The sequence below is a fragment of the Pelosinus baikalensis genome (assembly GCF_020819555.1).
GTDB lineage: Bacteria > Bacillota > Negativicutes > DSM-13327 > DSM-13327 > Pelosinus > Pelosinus baikalensis.
Genome location: NZ_JAJHJB010000037.1, coordinates 1 through 20,092, shown reverse-complemented (window position 1 = coordinate 20,092; position 20,092 = coordinate 1). Strand labels below are relative to the sequence as shown.

Sequence of the window (20,092 nt, the reverse complement as noted above, 5' to 3'; positions counted from 1 at the left end):
TGTTTGACTATAAAGGAGGCATCTTTATGAGCGATCCATGCAAATTATGCAACTTTCCAGTAATGGTAGAAAGATATAAAAGGCAAATAAAAAAAGAACGCAATTCAGTAATCTTGATGTTAATTATCATTTTTATATTTTTGTTATTTGTAAAATTTGAATCAGCAATACAGTTTGATTTGAGCGAAAAGAATATAACTGCCTACAAAACAACTTGGTGGGGTTTTAAGAAGGAAAGTTATCAAGTTAAATTAATAAAAGACCAATGGCATATTAAGAATTCTAAAGGAAACTGGATACTACTCGAATACGATAGTAATTCAAACTAATGTGACCAGCATATTAGAGATATCGATACCAGAGTGTAGCTTTATAGTCACATAATAGGCGAAAAATTGGCGACGGTTTTTTGACTTTACCTGTGATAAAATGATAATAAGTTAAAAAAGATCGAAATAAAGCATCCCTCGGGATGCTTTTATTATGCCTAAAATGAGGTGATATATTGAAATGCTATACAAATTGTGCTTGCAATACAGGTAAAGATTGTATGAGAGATACAGCACATACAAATAATGCAAGGTGCAAAGATAGGACGGTGTCAAAGAATACAAAAGATAAAAAATATAAGACTGAAGGGCAAGCCACTAGCTCAACTAAATACAGACATACACGAACGTGACGGTCATATCTGCATTATACGCGGGTGTGGCCGTTATGTTTTACCCGATGTAAAGTTTCACCATGAACCATGCGGAAACAGTAAAGAAGATCGAATAGAAAGAGGTTGCGTAGTCTGTGACTTTCACCATGACATACGCCACCATGGTAAGGAAGGACTAGAAGAGATTCGACAGCAGTGTGTGGAGTATCTAAGTAATCTATACCCAGAGGATTGGGCTGAGATAAAAGATAGATATTTGGCGGGTAAAGAAACATGACACAGTTTAATATTCGTATATTTTAGAATGTGTAATGATGAAGCAATAAATATAAAGAAGGTTTAGAAATGAGGTGATTAAAATATTAGATTTAAATGTAGTACATCAAGGCGATTGTTTAGAACTTATGAAAGAAATCAATGATAAGTCAATAGACATGATACTCTGTGACTTACCCTATGGAACAACTGCCTGTAAGTGGGACCATGTAATTCCATTCATACCGCTATGGGAGCAATACAATAGGATCATAAAAGATCATGGAGCAATCCTTTTATTCTCACAGCAGCCATTTACAACGGACCTAATTAATAGTAATCGTAAATTCTTTAGGTACGAGCTCATATGGGAGAAGAGCAAAGCAGTAGGATTCTTAAATGCTAACAAGATGCCATTACGATGTCATGAGGTTGTATTAGTGTTTTATCGGAAGTTACCAACATACAATCCACAATTTATACAGGGCAAGCCATACACGAGCCAAAGAGCAGATAAACCTACTACCAGTATTTACGGACAATACAAACCAATAAGGACTACTAACAATGGTGTGAGATATCCGAGAGACGTAATACGAATCAATGGTGGAGATGGCGGTCGTTATCATCCTACACAGAAATCAGTGTTACTGCTGGAGTACCTGGTTAAAACCTATACTAATAAGTATGATACCGTACTAGATAACTGTAGTGGCAGCGGCAGTACAGGAGTTGCTTGTATAAATACGGGGCGTAACTTTATTTGTATTGAACAGGATGAAAAGTTTATTAAGATAGCGAGACAGCGCATCAGTGCAGCAACTGCTAAGAAATAAGTGTGAAAGGCTTAGACGGTTAATAGAATCTTGAACTGTATACTGATATAACACTGGGTCCTTCCCAGGGGGGACCTCCCATACGGGTCTAGCGAACCCCAAGAAACGTCTCTAAAAAATTAAAAATTTTTGGTTGACAAACTGACAACGGAGGTGGTGCATAAATGCATGCATAAAAATACAAAAGATAGTGCAAAGCAAGAAAATCCGTTTGTTTTCAGCAGTGCTGATATATGTATGTTTTTTGATATTTCAAGGGAGACTTTGTCAGGTTGGGCGAAAAAAGGCGCACCGAAAGAAAGTAGGGGTTATTGGGATTTAAAAAAGCTCATCCAGTGGAAATATGGCGAAGGTGATACAAAAGAATTAAGCCAAGAATCACGAAAGCTGAGAGCCGATGTTAGATTCCGTGAAGCAAAAGCCGATATGATAGAAATTGATAAATTAGAGAAAGTAGGTCAGTACGTAGCTGTTGAGGATATTGAAAAGACTTTAACCGAAACATTCAACCGTGTTAAACAAGGGTTACTATTTATGGGGCATCGAATTGCAACGGAATTAAATGCTCAGTATCCAGAAATGGCTCTTGATGCAAAGCGGCTAGTGAATGAAGAAGTTGAGAAAGGGCTGATGCAATTTGCGGAAACGGGAAGCTATTCTAAAAAGCTCAAACGTAAAACAAACACTTGATGAAGCAATCAAAAGAGCATTGCAAATATTTAAGCCTCCAGAAAAGATATCTGTTTCCGAATGGGCAGATAAATACAGGCTTTTATCTTCAGAGGAAACAAGCAAGCCAGGGGCATGGAAAACAGCAAGCGTTCCTTACATGAAGTTTATTATGGATTGCTTTGCAGATGAAAGAATTAAAGAAATATGTTGGTTAAAATGTACTCAGATTGGCGGCACAGAAGGACTGCTAAACATGGTCGGATATGTAATTGACCAAGACCCGGGACGGATTATGTACGTGTTGCCAGATGAGGAACTATGTAAAGATTTCTCAGAACTTCGCTTACAAAAAATGCTGAAAAGTTGCCCGACATTAGCTGAAAAGTTTTATATGAATGACAGTAAAGACACGCTTTTAAAGTTTAAAAGCGGTTTTATTGTTTTTGGTTCTGCGCGTGTTCCTGGGAAGCTGGCAACCTGGTCCACCAGATATGTCATGTTAGATGAAATTGACAAATTTCCCTTATGGTCTGGGAGAGAAGCAAATCCATTAAAACTGGTTGAAGAACGGACCAAGAATTGGTGGAATAGCAAAATTGTAAAAGTATCAACGCCAACGCTGAAAACAGGAGCAATTTATCAAGCATATGAAAAAAGTGATATTAAATATGATTATTATGTACCCTGTCCCTACTGCGGACATGAGCAGACTTTTACATTCAAGAATATAACTTGGCCAAAGAATGAAGATGGAACGTCAGACATAACCATTGTACGCAATGCCGCATATTATGAATGTGAAAAATGCAAGGGGCGCATTGATGACCGACATAAAGCGGCAATGCTGCGCGCTGGAAAGTGGAAACCTAAAAATAAGGTTGCGGGAAAAGCCCGCTCCATTGGATTTCATATCAATTCAATTTACTCTCCTTGGTTAACCTTTGGAAGTGTAGCGGCTGAATTTCTAAGCAGTAAAGATGATCCGGCGGCACTTATGAATTTCGTGAACTCATGGCTGGGGGAACCTTGGGAAGATAAAGCGGCCACGCTTGATAGTAGCAAGGTGCTTGAAAAACAATCGGATCTACAAGAATCTGTTATACCTGATTATACGCAAATCATAACCGCTGGTGTTGACGTACAAAAAAATAGAATGTACTGGTCCATTAGAGCCTGGGGAGCACACTATACCAGTCAGAATATTGCCCATGGCATGGTAGAAACGTGGGAAGAATTAGAGTTCATCATGAATAAACGCTGGCCTGATACCAATGGTGAATTGAAATGGCAAGTCCATTTATGTGCAGTGGATTCTGGTTATGATACGGAGAATGTTTATGATTTTTGTCTAATGAATCAAGACTGGGCTGTACCTGTAAAAGGATCATCAACTCAGATGGTTGCTCGATTTAAGAAAAGTATAATTGACAATGTTTCATCTAAATCCTATGGGCAAACCTTATATATTGTGGATGGGGATCAATATAAAAATGTGATTGCAGCTAGGCTGAATCGCCCTGTTGGTATTGGATGCTTTATGGTTTTTAAAGATTGTGATTTAGATTATGCAGAACAATTGACCAGCGAACATAAAATCAGGACTAAGAAGAATAATCGCGAAGTCGAAACGTGGGTACCAAAGACTTCCCATGCTCAAAATCACTATCTAGATACCGAGGTATATGCAGCCTTGGCTGCTGACTTATTACAAGTAAGATACCTGGATGAAATACAGCCTGAGGTTGAGTCAAATAGTGTAGTAAGGGATAAGGAAGAGGATGACTGGATCAATATAAAGGAGGAAGATTGGTAGTGATAGAACAGCTACGTTCACAATTAGAGCAGATTAACCTGGCAATTAGCAAAATTGAAAGCGGTGCCCAGGAATATAAGATAGGTGGCAGCCGTTCTGTCAGGCGGGGAGAACTTGCAACTTTATATAAAGAGCGTAGGCAATTACAAACAGAACTTGCCAACTATGAAAATAGTGGTGGTATGTATGCAGTTGCCTTTTATCGTTAGGAGGTTTTTAGATGGAAGAAAAACAGCGTTCTCCAAGTGCTAACATGAATATACTTGACCGAGCTATAAACTGGGTGAGTCCTAAATTGGGATATGCACGGATGGCTTGGCGTGGTGCTACTCGCGGAGCCTATAATGCCGGAGATATAAGCCGCAATTCAGAAGGATGGGTTCCGGTAAATGCCAAAGCCGAGCAAGTCAACCAGCTTCAACGTGATTTTGTACGTGCCAGAACAAGACATGCTGAGCGCAATAGCGATATGATAGGCGGAATTGTGGGAATCCTCGAAAGAAATGTCGTTGGTACTGGCTTTAGGGTGCAGGCAATGACTGGTGATGAGGAATTAAACACTAGGTTAGAAGAGTTTTTCACAGATTGGCAAAAACCACAAAACTGTGATGTTACCGAAACGCAGGCATTTTGGGAAATTTGTAAAATGAACATCCGCCGTACAGAAGTTGACGGCGGTATTTTATTAGTCAAAACCTATTCAGGCAATACACGCTTTCCCTTTCAATTACAATTGCGTGAAGTAGATGATTTAGACAGTAATGGTGTCATGAAATATGGTGAAAACGCTATTATCAATGGAGTAGAAGTGGACAGGAAGCAAAAGCCGATTGCTTACCATTTTAAAATCTTTTCGGCTGATGGCTGGTTCACAGGAAAAACAGAGCGTATTCTTGCCAAGAATGTATATGCTTTATGGAAAAAAACACTTCCGTCACAGGTTCGCGAATTTTCGCAGCTGGCACCTGCTATTTCTAGAATTAATGATACAGAAGAATATTTGGATACGATATCAATCAAGGAAAAGATATTGGCGAGTTTTGCGGCTTTTATAAAAAGGAACTTACCTACCAGTGGCATGCCTGGGCGGGAGACACCGCAATCGGTAGCCAGTAAAGAATATGACCCGCAAACAGGTTACAAGCGTAAAAGGATAACGCCTGGCATGCTGATGGATTTACAGCCTGGTGACGATGTAACCTCGGTTGTGCCGAATGGACAGGCAACCAACGCTAAAGAACTGACTACGTTATTCCAGCGGCTTGTTGGTGCAGGGCAAGGGCTTAGTTATGAATCCACTAGCCGTGATATGAGTGAAGTAAATTATTCGTCAGCTCGGCAAGGCTTATTGGAAGATCAAAGAACCTATGCCGATTGGCAGCAATGGTTAATTGATCATTTCTTAGGCAATGTTTACGAAGAAGTCATTACAAGTGCAGTTCTGTCAGGAGAGCTTAACATTCCTGATTTTTGGCAGAACAAACCGAAGTATTTAAAGCACCGTTGGATAGAGCCAGGATGGAGCTGGATTGATCCGGTGAAAGAAGCCAATGCCAACAAGATCGCAATGGGTACCGGGCAAGATAACCTTGCCAATATATGTGCCCGTGTTGGTTATGACTGGCGTGAAATATTGGAGCAACGTGCTAAAGAGTTTGCGTATAAAAAAGAACTTGAAGCAAAATATGGTATTACTATGGATATTGAAGGGGGGAAGAAAGTTGTCACTACTAAACCAGGCTCCAAAGTGGGCGAATGACCTTGAACGAAGTTTTAATTTTGAGCGAGCGGCAATTGACGTTGAGAAACGGACAGTGCCGCTTTCCTTTTCCTCGGAAACAACCGAAGTCATTCGGTGGGGCGATGTGGAAATATTGGACCATTCACCAGGGGCAGTAGACTTAACGCAGCTTAATGACATTGGTGTCTTACTATTTAATCACAATGTTGATTTACCCATTGGTGGTATTGAGTCTGCTATTATCTCCGATCAGCGACGCGGGGAAGCCGTTGTAAGATTTGATGAAGATACCGACAGCGATAAATACTTTCAGAAAGTACGAAGTGGCAGCCTAAAAGCTGTTTCTTGTCGCTATTCAGTAAGTGTATGGGAATATGTCGGGGATAAAGCAATATCATCTGATGGGCGATTTACTGGACCTTGTTACATTGCCCGCAAATGGAAACCGACTGAAATATCAATTGTTTCCATTCCAGCTGATTCTTCAGTCGGAGTTGGTCGTTCTGCTGAAACTGACGAAAGTCGTTCAGATATAGAAGAAAATTTAAGGAGTGAAATAAACATGGAATTAGAAACCGAAAAAAACACCGATACGCCAGATAATGAAACAATTCGTGCCCAAGCGATTGCTGATGAAAGAACACGTTCAGCAGATATTATGGCTTTATGCCGGGATTTTAACATTGATCCTGATGAACATATTCGAAGTGGTCAAAGCATACAAGCAGTACAAACTGCCGTATTAGCTCAATTACGTGCTAATAATAAGCCATCTGATACTACCAGAACAGAAGTTAGAGCAGAAGACAGGGAGAAATTTACCCGTGCTGCTGCAGATGCAATTTTATTGCGGGGTGGGGTAACCATTGATAAACCTGCCGATGGTGCCAATGAGCTGAGATCCATGCGTTTACGTGATTTAATGATTGATTGTGTGGAGCGCGACGGTAACTCCAAAGCACGTTATTTAGATGATGCTGGGCTCATTCGTGAGGCTTTAACAGGGGCGGGTGCTTTTGCTAGTATCTTATCCAATGCTGCAAATAAATCTTTATCGAATGGTTATACCGCGGCAGAAACAACATTCGAATTATGGACAGGTACAGGCAGCAATCCAGATTTTAAAGAAGCAACGGAATATAAGCTTTCTGAAGCTGGTGAACTTGTCAAAATGACTGTCAATGGTGAATTTAAATATGATGAAATGAAAGATGTTGGTACGAAAAAATCAGTGCTTACATTTGGTCGTTCCTGGGGTATTAGTCGTCAAGCTTTGATCAATGATGATCTAGGAGCATTGACTAAAATTCCTGCAGCTTATGCAGCAGCTGCCAAACGTGGTATTAATACACTTGTTTACTCTACATTAGGCAAAGCAAGTACTGAAGTTTTCGCAGGCCCTAAAGGAAATCTGGCTGGTACTGGTTCTGCTCCAAGTGTTATTAGTATAGGGGATGGTCGAGCGGCCATGAGAAAACAAACAAACCTAAGAGGAAAAGAAACGCTAAATATTGCGCCTAAATACATTCTGATTCCTACAGGTTTAGAAACAGAAGTGGATCAATTATTGACAAGTATTACTGACCCTGCTTCTTCCAATTCTGGTGTTCGCAACCCGTTCACTGGAAAACTTATTCCCGTTTGTGATGCCGAACTTGATAGATATTCTATAAAATCCTGGTATCTAGCGGCACAAGCTGGATTGGTTGACACAATAGAGGTCACCTATCTAAACGGTCAGCAAACGCCAATTATTGAATCTCAAGTTGCCTTTGATGTGCTGGGTATGAAGTGGAGAATTTACATTGATTATGGCGTAACCCTGCTTGATTACCGAGGGTTGTTTAAGAATCCTGGGGAATAAAATTATTTTTAAAATAAGGAGTGAAAAACATGGCAAAAGCAATTGCAATTTATGTGCAGAAAGGTGAAATTCTAGATTTTAACAACACAGGGGATACTGACATTGACTATAATGAAGTGGTTTCATTAACAAATCGCATTGGTATTGCTAAAGAGTCGATAACTATCGGCTCTACTGGATCAGTTGCTGTTGTAGGAGTGTATGAATTGCCAGCAGATACAACTGCGGCCTTTGTTACTGGAGAGCCTTTATATTGGGATGAAACAAATGCAAAGGTTGTAAAAACGCCTGGTGATATTGTTGCAGGATGGGCCTTTTCCAATAAGGCTACGGCTGGTACCAATGCACTAGTAAAGATCGGGTGATATTATGAATTTTAAAGATCAAATTCAAGATGATATTGATACGATTTTTTTGGATCAAGATGAATTTGCGAAAACCTTTCTTGTGGACGATAAAGAGATTGTTGCTGTTATGATTGATGATATTCTTCAAGAACGCAGTCAACGGGATTCGGGAAATTACGAAGGCGTTTATACGGATAAGAAAGTTTTGTCTGTAAAGGCAGCGGATTTCCCGATTCGTCCTGTTCGTGGGCAAATCATGCGTGTGAATGAAGGGATATATATAGTAGACAGCTGCGGGGAAGCAATGGGTATGTATGAGATCACTCTAATAGAGAATGAATCATGATTAATGTCACAAATTCGCAGCTTAATAGAGCAATAGAAGCCCTTCAACATATTCCTAATGCCGTACCCAAAGCACTCTCAGCCGCTATTAATCGGGCGGCAGAAGGTGCTAGGACGGAAGCTGTAAAAAAGGTTAAAGAGGAATATGTAATAACAGCCTCAAGAGTACGAGAAACAATTCATATATTTAAGGCCAATCCAGCCAATTTAACTGCAGCAATAACATCCAGGGGAAGGCTAAGAGCCTTATCCTACTTCAAAACCAACCCGTCAAAACCATTAACACGTCGAATTACTAGGCAATTAATTGCCCATGTGAAGCGAACTGGTGGTGAAAAGATTTCAGGTGCGTTTATAGCAAAAACAAGGTCCGGGCATGTTGGTGTTTTTAACAGGGTTGGTAAGGCTCGTTTACCTCTGGTTCAACGGTACGGACCTTCAGTTCCGCAAATGATGGGAGAACCAAGAGTTTCATCTCATATAGAACAAGAATCCAAGCGGCGTTTAGATGATCGTATAGAACATGAGATTAGCCGTATACTGCGAGGTGCTGGGTTATGATACCCTTGAATTTAGTAGATGAATTAGTCGCATTCCTCACAGAGGGATTTAAAAACTATCAACTGCCTACCAATAAAAAAACAGTGAAGCCACCGCAAATTGTCGGTGGCTTTTTACCGCCTAAAAATTCACCTGCATCCGTTGAACCTGACTTTCCTTATATCATCGTCAGGCTGATGAAGGGGGAAGATGAGCTGCAGGTAAGTAATAAAGGCGGGCAATCCCAGGCATACATCCGATTCATATTCGGAACCTATTCGGAAGACCATCAGGGATGGCGGGAACTTGCTAATATTATGGAACACACTCGGCAGTTACTATTGAAAAACCGTACGATAGGACGAAAGTTTTGTTTAAAAGAAAAAATAAAATGGGACATTCCCGAAGATCAGCCATACCCTGAATGGGTGGGAACTATGGAAACAATTTGGCTCATTGCGCAGCCACAAGAGGAGGTTTTACATTTTGGAGAAGTCTTTATCGACTAAAGAAGAAAAGCAGGTTACAACTCAAACACCAGAAGCGAATGAACGCCCAGCACGATTGATCTATATTGGTCCTAATTTACCGGGTGGAAAGCTATCGAAATATGCCATCTATAAAGGTGGTTTACCAACTCATCTGAATGATGTATATGAAGCGTGTCCGGCAATCAAAAAATTATTTGTGGAGCCATCGAGCATGGCGAAAAAAGAACAAGCAATTCAGCAGAAAGGCACTCCGGAGAGTGTCTTTTTTAGTCAGGTGCTTGACTATAGCAAGAAAGGCGGTGGGCAATAATGGCATACAGACATGGGATATATGTCTCGGAGATTCCGACAGCAATCGTCCCGCCTGTTTCAGCTTCGGCTGGACTTCCTGTAGTTTTTGGAACGGCTCCTGTTAACCTAGCGGCTGACCCGACAGGAATCACCAATGTTCCTACACTATGCTATACCTATCAAGAAGCAGTAGCGGTGTTTGGCTATTCGAAAGATTGGGAGAAATATACCTTGTGCGAATTTATGAAAAGTCAGTTCGCCTTATATGCGGTAGGCCCTGTTGTATTCATTAATGTATTAGATCCAGCCGTTCATAAAAAAGTAGTGGAGAATGCAAATACAACAATGACTAATGGCGTGGCTAAAATTAAAAGTACAGAGGTATTACTTGCTAGTTTGGTTGTAAAACTTACAGCGGTGGGGCAGTCCTTAGTCAAAGACACGGATTATACGGCAGCCTTTAATGATGAGGCAGAAGTGATTGTTACTCGAATTGAAGGTGGTGATATACCAGAGGCCCAAGCATCCATTCTTTGCTCCTATAACGAAATAGACCCGAGTGCAGTTAATACCGATGATATTGTTGGCGGTATTGATATTATCACGGGCGACCCGGAAGGCTTGGAGCTAGTGAATCGGGTGTTTCCTTTGTTTCGTTTAATTCCTGGTCAAATCGTTGCCCCGGGATGGTCCCATCATCCAGCAGTGGCTGCAGTCATGAACGCGAAAGCTGGTAATATTAATGGACATTTTAAAGCCATTGCGGTGACGGATGCAGACAGTTCCAGTGGGGGAGCTGACCAATATACAAAAGTTGCCGCCTGGAAAAATGATAATAACTACATGAGCCCACGTCAAATTGTTTGCTGGCCGAAGGTTAAACTTGGTGACGATCACTATCACCTTTCCACCCAGGCAGCGGGTAGAATGTGTTTAACGGACTCTGATAATAGTGATGTGCCTTATAAATCTCCATCCAATAAAAGCATTCAAGCCAATGGTGCCATGGTTGCCAGCGGGAAGGCAGTTGCCCTTGATCCGGAGCAAGCAGCCTATCTGAATGGTCAAGGAATTGTTACTGCACTCAACTTTATTGGCGGTTGGAAGCTATGGGGAAACCGTACTGGTGTATACCCTGCAAGTAGCGATCCCAAAGATGCCTTTATCCCTGTTCGCCGTATGTTTGACTGGATTGGCAATACCTTAGTCCAGACCTTTTGGTCTAAGATTGATGAACCGACGAATCGGCTATTAATCGATACGGTCATGGATAGCGCGAACATTTGGTTCAATGGACTAGCTGCACGGCAGATGATTCTTGGCGGCAGAGTGGAATTTTTGTCCTCGGAAAATCCAACTACGGATTTGATTGATGGGATTATTAAATTCCATGTCTATGTAACGCCTCCAGGCCCTGGTCGTGAAATGGATTTTATCATGGAGTACGACGTAAATTACATGTCAACTTTATTTGAATAAGGAGGTGTAAGCCATGAGCTTAGTACCAGAAAAAGTAATCACCTATCGTGTGTATAATGATGGGAATGACTTAGTTGGGACTGCGGATGTGCAGCTGCCCAAATTAGCGCCCATGTCAGATACCGTAAAGGGAGCAGGAATTGCGGGAGAGGTGGATAGCCCCACCCTTGGACATTACCAGTCCATGTCACTGACTATTAATTGGCGGACATTAACCTCTAACTGCCTGTCCTTGGCAGGGCAGCGTGCCTATGATCTAGATCTTCGCGCAGCCATTCAGATCTTTGATTCTGGCAGCGGATCGTATGTACCGACACCGTTAAAAGTATCCGTTCGCGGCATTCCGAAAAGCTGTGATCTTGGTAAATTGGATATAGGATCGGCTGGGGACGCATCCACGGAATTAGAAGTGATTTATATCAAGATTTTGATTGATGGCAAGAAAAAGGTCGAGATTGACAAGTATAACTATATTGCCATTATTAATGGCGAAGATTATTTGCTTGCAGTGCGTACGGCGTTAGGATTAGCGTAGGAAAAGGCTGGGATTATACCCAGCCCATTATTTTTATGGAGGAAGAGAGTATGATTATAAAATTAACAAAACCATGCACCTTTGAAGGTGGGGAATATAAAGAATTAAATTGTGACTTTGATCGCCTCATAGGAGATGATTTTATAAAAGCAGAATCAGAGGCCAGGTTAATGGGGGATCGAAACATGATGCTAGAGAGCAGTAAATTATATCAGGCATGCGTCGTGGCAAAAGCAGCAAAGGTGCCAGTCGATTTGATTAAGTCACTGCCAGGTAAAGATTTTAACCGGGTAACGGTAGAGGCTCAGAATTTTTTGCTCGGGTAGGTTTGAATAAAGACGCTGGTGATATTCTGCGTGAAATCAGTATTAGGCTATCCACTAATACCTATACACCAGTTAGTTTTTGGCTATCACAAACCATTTTGGAACTGAATCTTTGGGTTGATAGCACCGTGAAAGCTATGAAAAAGAAGGAGGGTTCATAATGGCCCGTGTGTTTGAAATCGCTTTTAATATAGCAGCCAGGCTCGGGTCAGGATTTAGTAATGCCTTTGGCTCGGCAGGAGATGCAATTCGTGATGTGAATACTCGCATCACTTCCCTCAGAGGGGAACTAAGAGCCTTAGATGCATCGTACCGAGCAGGAGGTATGAGCGCGGAAGAGTTTCGCAGACGCCAGGCAGCTTTAAACGATGAATTAGACAGGACAAGGCAATCCCAGGAACGATTAACACGAATCCAGCAGACAAGAAACCGAGTATCATCAGTAAATAGTGCAGCGGGAGGAACCTTTGCCAAAGCAACTGCAGTTGGGGCTGGTGTTGTTGGCTTACCCGTTAGCTCTGCCATTGGTTTTGACTCTGAAATGGCAGGAGTGGCCAAACAAGTTCAGGGGGCTCGTGCAGATTCCGGCGAACTGACCGGAATATATTACGAAGCTCGCGATAACATCATGAAGGCAAGCAATGATATGATGATCATGCCTGATTCCATGGCAAAAGCTTATAAGATGGCGTCAAAATCCGGCGTACAAGGCATGGAGAACATTGACCGATTTGCCCGGATGGGAATCATGATGGGAAACGCCTTTGAAACTCCAGCGGAAGAAGTCACAGAGCAGTTTGCTAAAATAGGTAATGCGATTGGGATTAATTTAGAAACCAAAGAGGGAATTGACCGATTAGAAAGATTGGCTGATACTGTAAATTATTTGGACGATAGATCTAATGCAAGCGGTTCAGATATTATTAATGTATTAAAACGAATATCTGGTACTGCAGCATCATTGCTTCCTACCATGTCTGATACAACTCTTGCGGGCATATCTACTGCTATGCTAGAAATGGGAGAAACATCAGAAACGGCAGGGACTGCGATCAACGCGTTGTTTACTAAAATAGCCGCAGCCCCAACGCAATCAAAGAGTTTTCAAGGAGCGCTGGCGAAAGTGGGGCTAAGTGCGGAAGAATTACAAGCGGGAGCCTTGCAAGATGCAGAAGGGACCATGTTAAATTTATTTGAGCGAATAGGACAATTGGATGAAGCCACTAAAAATAACTTCCTAGCAGAACTTATTGGTAATGAACACATTGATTCAATATCAAAAATATCTGGAAACTACGGTAAATTTGTTGAAATCATAAAAGCAGGGAATTCAGAAGCTGCTAAAGGCAGTATGGCAAAAGAATTTGCGATACAAGCAGAGACCTCTCAAAGGAAAATCGAAGGAATGCAAGCCGCTGCCGCAAGGACTGCCATCGCATTTGGTACTCTCTTATTGCCGGAGGTAAACAATCTAACAAAATCCTTATCAACAGCAGGTAATTGGTTGTTCAATATGGCTAAGGAAAGTGACGGGGTTGCGGCTACTGCGTTCAAGATGACTGCTGGATTAATAGCCGGAACCGTAGCCTTATCAGGGTTAGTCTATATTACAACAGCAGTAATCGGTCCTTTAGTTGGCTTCTACGGGTGGGCAGTTCGCATTAATCTAGTCACCAAGCTTTGGACAGCTGCCCAATGGGCATGGAATACAGCCATGGGTGTGGGCAGGATACTCTTATCGGTTGGTATGATGGTTGCTTATGGTGCATGGATGGTAGTCGCAACAACAGCAACCTATGCTTGGACAGCGGCCCAATGGCTTTGGAATGCGGCAATGACCGCTAATCCCATTGGTCTAATCATTGTCGGTATAGGGGGACTGGTAGCAGCAGGGTATTGGTTAGTACAAAATTGGCAAACCGTACAAGATTATTGGACAACCTTTTGGGATAATCCGAGTGCCGCACTGCAGTCTTTCATTTACGGGATTTATTCCCGATTCGGCGGAGCCATCAATTGGATGTCCGAGAAATGGGCATCGGTTAAAAACATGTTTTCCGCTGGCGGTGCAGGTGGTAATGGCGCAGATATGGCTGGCATTCCCGCCTATGCCAATGGAACCATTGCCACGAGTCCGCACATAGGATTATTTGCCGAAAAAGGACCAGAGGCTGTCATACCCATTAATGACAGCGCACGGGCGCACTCTCTTTTAGAGCAGACCAATCGTATGATGGGTGTCAGTTCTTCTGGTGGGGGTACCGTCATTAACGCAAACTTTGCCCCTGTGATTAATGGCGGTAATTCATCCGAAATTCAACCCATATTAAAAGAAGCACAAGAGGATTTCTTTGCTAATTTGAATGGGGTTATACAGCAAGAAAGAAGGTTAAGTTATGGTTAAAACGTATACAACGGTACAAGGAGACGCTTGGGATTATATAGCACTCAAAACCATGGGAAGCGAAAAATATATGGATACGTTACTAGCAGCAAATCCGGAACACCAGCATCTTATTATTTTTCCGGCTAATATTTTACTGACCATACCTGATGTGCCAGTAAAAAGCAGCAGCAGTACATTACCGCCTTGGAAGCGAGGAATCACCCATGCAACTAGCTAGGCAGGCAAAGCTAATCCTAACCTATGACAACATTGATATTAGTGAGGATCTTGCGCCTTACCAGCTGAGTGTCGAATATACAGACCAATCCAGTGCAAAGGCTGATGATCTGCAAATCACCCTGGAAGACCGCGCTGGACTTTGGCGAGGAGATTGGCTGCCGCAGAAGGGTGCGACATTGCAAGCTACAATTCAAACAAAGAACTGGGAGCTAGACGGGCAAGAAGAAACCCTTCCATGCGGTACCTTTGAAATTGATGAAATCGAATGCAGCGGCTCACCTGATGTGGTAACGATTAAGGCGGCTAGTGTTCCAGATTCCATTGGCTTACGAGGTGTTGACCGAACCAAGGCATGGGAGAAAACGCAGTTGACGGTTATTGCAAGGGAAATTGCCCAAAATGCAGGACTCGAATTGCTTTTTGAATCTGACGATATCCCTGAATATGATCGGACAGAGCAGACAGAACAGTCTGACCTGTCCTTTTTAATGAAATTGTGTGAGGATGCAGGACTGGCTCTTAAAATAACAGGTACCCAGATTGTTATTTTCGATGAAGAAAAATATGAGCAAGCAGAACCAGTAATGACGATTCTAAAAGGGGAAAGTTGGGTTAAAAGTTACAGAATCACTTCATCCACTCGGGATGTGTACACTGCTTGCGCTATAAAATATCATGATGCTGCTACCAATGAGACTCTAGAATATGTATTTATGCCTCCTGAAAAAGCAAATACGGCTAAAACCCTGCGAATTAATGAACGAATTGATAGTATTGCAAAGGCTGAAAAACTGGCAAAAAGTAAATTGCGTCAGAAAAATAAAGAAGAAACAAAAATGTCACTATCCTTAATCGGATGTACTAAGTTAGTAGGTGGGGTTACGGTTATGGTGGAAGGCTGGGGGAACTTTGATGGTAAGTATTTTGTAACCGATGCAAAGCATTCTATTAGTGGCGGCTATAGTACCAGTATTAATATTAGGAGGTGTTTGAGTGGATATTGAGAGTATTTTAAAAAACCTATTTAGAGTCGGCACAGTTTCATCAACCAACCCTGCTGCCGCCACCGTTAGGGTCACCTTTGTGGATAAAGATAATATGGTCAGTTATGACTTGCCTGTGCTACAAGATAGCACTAAAGATAATCAAGACTACTATATGCCGGATATTAATGAGCTGGTTTTATGTTTATTCCTACCCAATGGACTAGCACAAGGGTTTTGTTTAGGATCTTTTTATTCTGCTCAAAACCCTCCCCCTATAGCCGGACAACATAAATGGTATAAGAAATTTAAAGATGATACCACAATTGAGTATGACAGTGAAAGCCATGTGTTACGCATTGACGCAATTGGACCCATCAATATCGTAGCGGCTGGTAATATCAATGTAACGGGTGACGTAATAGCCGATGGAGTGAGTTTGAAAAACCACACACATCCTGAAAGCGTTGGCAGTGTTACTGGTCCACCAGGAGGTTAACCATGATTGGAACATTAGGCAAAGTTGTCTTTGAGGTATCTGCGAGTAAAGTGAGAACATTTGACGGTATGAAACGATCAGGCACTGGTCGTTGGGCAACACATGACATTATTGGTCAAAAGCCTGTCATGGAATATCTCGGCCCCGGTATTGAGCAGATATCCTTTACTATGAGACTGGATTTATTCTTGGGTATAAACCCGTCGGAAGAACTGGCGGTTTTGCGACAGATGCGAGACACTGGCGAAGCGGTTGCCTTGATATTAGAGGGGCAGCCTGTTACCGATAATCTTTGGGTAATTGAATCCCTAAGTGAAGATTATCCGGCTATTGATAATGCAGGACGTATTTTGATTGCAAACGTGGATATTAATTTGAAAGAGTATGTGAAATCGGTGGTGGTAGCAACATGATTGTGGATATAACCGCAAAGCTTGGTCAGATTGATTTTGGTGCGACGGGTCCAACGGAGATACTACAAAACATTCGAACCATACTAACTACCACGAAATATTCCGTACCTATCGACAGAGAATTTGGTTTGTCGGCCACTATGTTAGATGAGCCTACGCCAATAACGCAAGCAAAGCTGACAGCAGAAATCATTGCTGCTGTTAACCGCTGGGAACCGAGGGCGCAGGTGACAAAAGTAACCTTTGAAGTAGATGATACACAAGGAATATTGCGCCCGAAAGTGCAGGTGAAAATTAAAAATGGCTAAATTTAATCTTCCAGACATTACATTTGCCGAAAAAGACACGCAAATAATTGAAAATGAAATGATCCACGGGTACGAAGAAGCCACTGGACAATCTTTAGCAGATGGAGATCCACGTAAGAAATTATTACAATCCGAAGTACCGATCATTGTCGGCCATCGGTCTTTGATCGACTACTCCGCAAAACAAAACCTGCTTGCCTATGCTGCTGGTGATATTCTGGATCATATCGGTATCCTGGTTGGCTGCACACGACTGCCGACTACGGCAGCAACCGCAACCATACGGTTTACTCTCAGTGCGGTAAGAAGTCAATCAACTATAATTGAAGCAGGAAAACGGGTTACGTCTGGTTCTGGTGATAATATATTCTTTGCCACAGTATCTGAAGTTGTAATTCAGCCTGGAACGTTAACGATAGATAGTAAAGTAGAGTGTTTGACCGTGGGTGCTGTAGGAAATGGCTATGGGATAGGAGATTTAAAGACACTGGTTGATCCTATACCCTATGTAGCCAGCGTATCCAACACAACGATAAGCGAGGGCGGTATTGATATTGAGGCTGATGATCCTTTTCGCGACCGGATTCAGCAAGCCCCGGAATCCTTTTCTACGGCGGGGTCTGATGGTGCCTATATGTATTGGGCAAAAACGGCATCTAGCACCATTATTGATGTAGAGGTGTATTCCCCAAGTCCTGGCGTTGTCCATATTTGTCCCCTTGTTACTGGTGGTCAGATCCCGGGTCAGGAAATCTTAGATGCGGTATTGGCAATCTGCAGCGATAAGAAAGTACGGCCATTGACCGATCATACACATGCAGTAGCTCCAGAGCAGGTGGAATATGCAATTGATGTTTCTTATTGGATTGATAAAGAAGACGAAAACCTGGCGGTCAGTATCCGGGCAAAAGTAGATCAGTCTGTGAATGATTATATAGCCTGGCAAAAATCAAAGCTTGGTAGAGGCATTGATCCGTCGCAATTAATCCAACTTATGAAGAATGCAGGAGCAAAAAGAGTCGTGGTGACTACGCCAATTTACCAGGCATTAAACAAGAATCAAGTGGCAAAAGAACAGGAAAACATCACGGTCAATTATGGAGGTATTGAGGAATGAGCAAAGACATATATAGTGTCAATTGGCTTGACTTAATACCTCCGTCCATTGTGAATGATCCCCAGGTGCAGGCAATCTCAGCAGCCGTTACACCGCAGCTGCAAGAGGTCAGCCAGTCAATTCGAGAGTGCATCATTTTAGCGAGACTGGATGAATTGCAAGAAGAGGTAGTTGATCTGTTAGCCTGGCAGTATCATGTTGATTTTTATGATGCAGAGTTATCTATTACGCAAAAAAGAAACCTTGTGAGAACTTCCATTGATGCCCACCGACATAAAGGAACGCCTTACGCTGTGGAGTTAGTAGTCAAAGCGATATTTGAAGAGGCAATCGTGCAAGAATGGTTTGAATATGGTGGTGAGCCATACCACTTTAAAATTGATGTACGAGATGATACTTTGCAGTCTGATACCGTTAAGCGGTTAATAAGGGCAATTAATACCGTTAAGAATACTCGTTCATGGCTGGAAACAATTATAGTTCGTTTACCGATTGTAGAATCTGTAGTTACGATTCACAATCGCTTGCAATTTTTACTACATAACAATACGAAACAATCCTATTGGGGCAACCGCAGGCGGTATTATCCCCTTGACGGTTGTGTTTTGTTAGACGGGTCAATTACCTTAGGGGATTGGATGGAATTGCAAGATTTAAACGGGAATTTTTTGCTAGATGGTACGAGTTTGCTAGATGGCTATACTCAATATGGAACGAATGAACATCATAACGTACGCTTTAAAATGGATCATGCAGTTGGAAGTAAAATAACTCCTACTATAACATCAGCAGCTACTATTGCACTCAATACTAGTAGCGATATCAGGATGAAATCTAGCGCAATCTTTCATGCTATCCGTAATTATAGGTACTCAATGCCCATCGAGATTCGGCAAGATATAGGAGCCTTAACAAACTATAAAGCGAAAACAGTATTGCGGAGAAAGGTTTCTAATCAATATCTTAATGGTGAAGGTCGTCTTGATGGACATTTACGCTTAGATGGGCAGGAGCTGCATGAGAGCATTTTATTTAAAAGTATAACTAATCATGAAACAGAAAGGATTGAGGTTTTATGACATCTGAAATTAATACAGAGGGGAATGTTACGATGACAACTATGAATAGTGAGGGAACTCAAGCAAGCGAAATCTTAAATGTTGTTACTACACGGAAAGTGCGAGAGAAATTTGCAAAAGCTCAGGCCAAACAGGTCAATTAGCAAAGGTCATTAAAATGGTATTTGGTACTGGCGGTGTAAATCAGGAAAATCAGCCGACACCACCAGATGCAAGTGATACAGCATTAAAGAATCAAACATATGAAAAGAACTTAGATTCTACAGAGTTTCCAACAACCACAACTTGCCGTTTTAAATGCACGTTGACTGGTGAAGAGTGCAATGGTCAAGAAATTAGCGAAATAGCCCTAAAGGATGAAGAGGGGGATCTTGTGGCAATCAAAACTTTTGGCAAAAAGACTAAAGATGCAGAGTCGACATTTGTATTTGAATGGGATGAAGAATTTTAAAGGAGTTGGTATAGATGGCTAATTATGAATTGGATATTCCTTTTAGCACTACAATGAGGAAACTTGACCCTAAGGAACCAAACCATGCTGATACGGCATTTAATCCGCACTTTAAGCAATTAGTTAATAATGATAATTCCATGAATGCGAGATTGACTGATGCAGAAAATGGATTGGTCAGTCATAAACATACCAAAGCACAAATTACCGACTTTCCCAGTAGTCTACCCGCCGATGGCGGTACCGCAGCAACTTGTTCTGGGAATGCTGCTACGGCGACTAAACTAGCTACAGCTAGAAGTATTGCTTTGACAGGTGATGTTACAGGCAGTGCCACCTTTGATGGGTCTAGTAATGTCTCCATAACTGCGACTGTAGATTCAACTAAACATGTTCATACCAAAGCGCAAATTACTG

Annotated in this window: 26 protein-coding genes; all 26 read left to right on the top strand. The window is 41.9% G+C overall.

Annotated features, from left to right (window positions below):
• Positions 1-26: 26 nt before the first annotated feature.
• The gene (locus LMF89_RS19915) at positions 27-329 is read left to right on the top strand and encodes a hypothetical protein (RefSeq protein WP_229536604.1); all 303 of its coding nucleotides are present in this window, start codon (positions 27-29) and stop codon (positions 327-329) included.
• Between the two features lie 685 nt (positions 330-1,014).
• Positions 1,015-1,755, top strand: a complete 741-nt coding sequence (locus LMF89_RS19910) for a DNA-methyltransferase (protein WP_229536603.1) — start codon at positions 1,015-1,017, stop codon at positions 1,753-1,755.
• Between the two features lie 168 nt (positions 1,756-1,923).
• Positions 1,924-2,445 carry a terminase small subunit gene (locus tag LMF89_RS19905; protein ID WP_229536602.1) on the top strand — a complete coding sequence of 174 codons (522 nt, stop codon included), beginning with the start codon at positions 1,924-1,926 and terminating at the stop codon, positions 2,443-2,445.
• A complete protein-coding gene (locus LMF89_RS19900) occupies positions 2,393-4,240 on the top strand; it encodes a phage terminase large subunit family protein (RefSeq protein WP_229536601.1) in 1,848 nt (615 codons plus the stop codon). The genes LMF89_RS19905 and LMF89_RS19900 overlap by 53 nt, the downstream gene beginning before the upstream one ends.
• Entirely contained in the window at positions 4,240-4,449 is a 210-nt protein-coding gene (locus tag LMF89_RS19895) for a hypothetical protein (protein WP_229536600.1), read from the top strand. The genes LMF89_RS19900 and LMF89_RS19895 overlap by 1 nt, the downstream gene beginning before the upstream one ends.
• Before the next feature lie 11 nt (positions 4,450-4,460).
• Positions 4,461-5,999, top strand: coding sequence for a phage portal protein (locus tag LMF89_RS19890; protein WP_229536599.1), 1,539 nt, complete (start codon positions 4,461-4,463; stop codon positions 5,997-5,999).
• Entirely contained in the window at positions 5,962-7,845 is a 1,884-nt protein-coding gene (locus LMF89_RS19885; RefSeq protein ID WP_229536598.1) for a prohead protease/major capsid protein fusion protein, read from the top strand. The genes LMF89_RS19890 and LMF89_RS19885 overlap by 38 nt, the downstream gene beginning before the upstream one ends.
• Positions 7,846-7,874: 29 nt before the next feature.
• Positions 7,875-8,210, top strand: coding sequence for a DUF2190 family protein (locus tag LMF89_RS19880; protein ID WP_229536597.1), 336 nt, complete (start codon positions 7,875-7,877; stop codon positions 8,208-8,210).
• A gap of 4 nt (positions 8,211-8,214) precedes the next feature.
• Entirely contained in the window at positions 8,215-8,538 is a 324-nt protein-coding gene (locus tag LMF89_RS19875) for a hypothetical protein (protein WP_229536596.1), read from the top strand.
• Entirely contained in the window at positions 8,535-9,098 is a 564-nt protein-coding gene (locus LMF89_RS19870) for a phage tail protein (protein ID WP_229536595.1), read from the top strand. The genes LMF89_RS19875 and LMF89_RS19870 overlap by 4 nt, the downstream gene beginning before the upstream one ends.
• A complete protein-coding gene (locus tag LMF89_RS19865; protein ID WP_229536594.1) occupies positions 9,095-9,586 on the top strand; it encodes a hypothetical protein in 492 nt (163 codons plus the stop codon). The genes LMF89_RS19870 and LMF89_RS19865 overlap by 4 nt, the downstream gene beginning before the upstream one ends.
• Entirely contained in the window at positions 9,564-9,878 is a 315-nt protein-coding gene (locus LMF89_RS19860; protein WP_229536593.1) for a hypothetical protein, read from the top strand. Before LMF89_RS19865 ends, LMF89_RS19860 begins: the two co-directional genes overlap by 23 nt.
• Positions 9,878-11,338 (top strand): phage tail sheath family protein, encoded by a 1,461-nt coding sequence (locus LMF89_RS19855; RefSeq protein WP_229536592.1) that lies wholly within the window; start codon positions 9,878-9,880, stop codon positions 11,336-11,338. The genes LMF89_RS19860 and LMF89_RS19855 overlap by 1 nt, the downstream gene beginning before the upstream one ends.
• Before the next feature lie 13 nt (positions 11,339-11,351).
• Positions 11,352-11,873: a phage major tail tube protein gene (locus LMF89_RS19850; RefSeq protein WP_229536591.1), complete on the top strand. Its 522-nt coding sequence runs from the start codon at positions 11,352-11,354 to the stop codon at positions 11,871-11,873.
• Between the two features lie 50 nt (positions 11,874-11,923).
• Positions 11,924-12,199 carry a phage tail assembly protein gene (locus tag LMF89_RS19845; RefSeq protein ID WP_229536590.1) on the top strand — a complete coding sequence of 92 codons (276 nt, stop codon included), beginning with the start codon at positions 11,924-11,926 and terminating at the stop codon, positions 12,197-12,199.
• Positions 12,200-12,359: 160 nt separating this feature from the next.
• Positions 12,360-14,603 (top strand): phage tail tape measure protein, encoded by a 2,244-nt coding sequence (locus tag LMF89_RS19840; protein ID WP_229536589.1) that lies wholly within the window; start codon positions 12,360-12,362, stop codon positions 14,601-14,603.
• The gene (locus LMF89_RS19835; protein WP_229536588.1) at positions 14,596-14,823 is read left to right on the top strand and encodes a tail protein X; all 228 of its coding nucleotides are present in this window, start codon (positions 14,596-14,598) and stop codon (positions 14,821-14,823) included. Before LMF89_RS19840 ends, LMF89_RS19835 begins: the two co-directional genes overlap by 8 nt.
• Positions 14,810-15,829 carry a phage late control D family protein gene (locus tag LMF89_RS19830; RefSeq protein ID WP_229536587.1) on the top strand — a complete coding sequence of 340 codons (1,020 nt, stop codon included), beginning with the start codon at positions 14,810-14,812 and terminating at the stop codon, positions 15,827-15,829. Before LMF89_RS19835 ends, LMF89_RS19830 begins: the two co-directional genes overlap by 14 nt.
• The gene (locus LMF89_RS19825; RefSeq protein WP_229536586.1) at positions 15,819-16,307 is read left to right on the top strand and encodes a phage baseplate assembly protein V; all 489 of its coding nucleotides are present in this window, start codon (positions 15,819-15,821) and stop codon (positions 16,305-16,307) included. Before LMF89_RS19830 ends, LMF89_RS19825 begins: the two co-directional genes overlap by 11 nt.
• A gap of 2 nt (positions 16,308-16,309) precedes the next feature.
• Positions 16,310-16,720, top strand: coding sequence for a phage tail protein (locus LMF89_RS19820; protein WP_229536585.1), 411 nt, complete (start codon positions 16,310-16,312; stop codon positions 16,718-16,720).
• Entirely contained in the window at positions 16,717-17,028 is a 312-nt protein-coding gene (locus LMF89_RS19815) for a GPW/gp25 family protein (RefSeq protein WP_229536584.1), read from the top strand. The genes LMF89_RS19820 and LMF89_RS19815 overlap by 4 nt, the downstream gene beginning before the upstream one ends.
• The gene (locus LMF89_RS19810; protein WP_229536583.1) at positions 17,021-18,145 is read left to right on the top strand and encodes a baseplate assembly protein; all 1,125 of its coding nucleotides are present in this window, start codon (positions 17,021-17,023) and stop codon (positions 18,143-18,145) included. The genes LMF89_RS19815 and LMF89_RS19810 overlap by 8 nt, the downstream gene beginning before the upstream one ends.
• Positions 18,142-19,224, top strand: a complete 1,083-nt coding sequence (locus LMF89_RS19805; protein WP_229536582.1) for a phage tail protein I — start codon at positions 18,142-18,144, stop codon at positions 19,222-19,224. Before LMF89_RS19810 ends, LMF89_RS19805 begins: the two co-directional genes overlap by 4 nt.
• Entirely contained in the window at positions 19,221-19,367 is a 147-nt protein-coding gene (locus tag LMF89_RS19800) for a hypothetical protein (RefSeq protein ID WP_229536581.1), read from the top strand. The genes LMF89_RS19805 and LMF89_RS19800 overlap by 4 nt, the downstream gene beginning before the upstream one ends.
• A gap of 14 nt (positions 19,368-19,381) precedes the next feature.
• Positions 19,382-19,675 (top strand): phage tail-collar fiber domain-containing protein, encoded by a 294-nt coding sequence (locus LMF89_RS19795; protein ID WP_229536580.1) that lies wholly within the window; start codon positions 19,382-19,384, stop codon positions 19,673-19,675.
• A 14-nt stretch (positions 19,676-19,689) separates the two neighbouring features.
• On the top strand, positions 19,690-20,092 hold a 403-nt coding region (locus LMF89_RS19790), incomplete at its 3' end, for a hypothetical protein (RefSeq protein WP_229536579.1).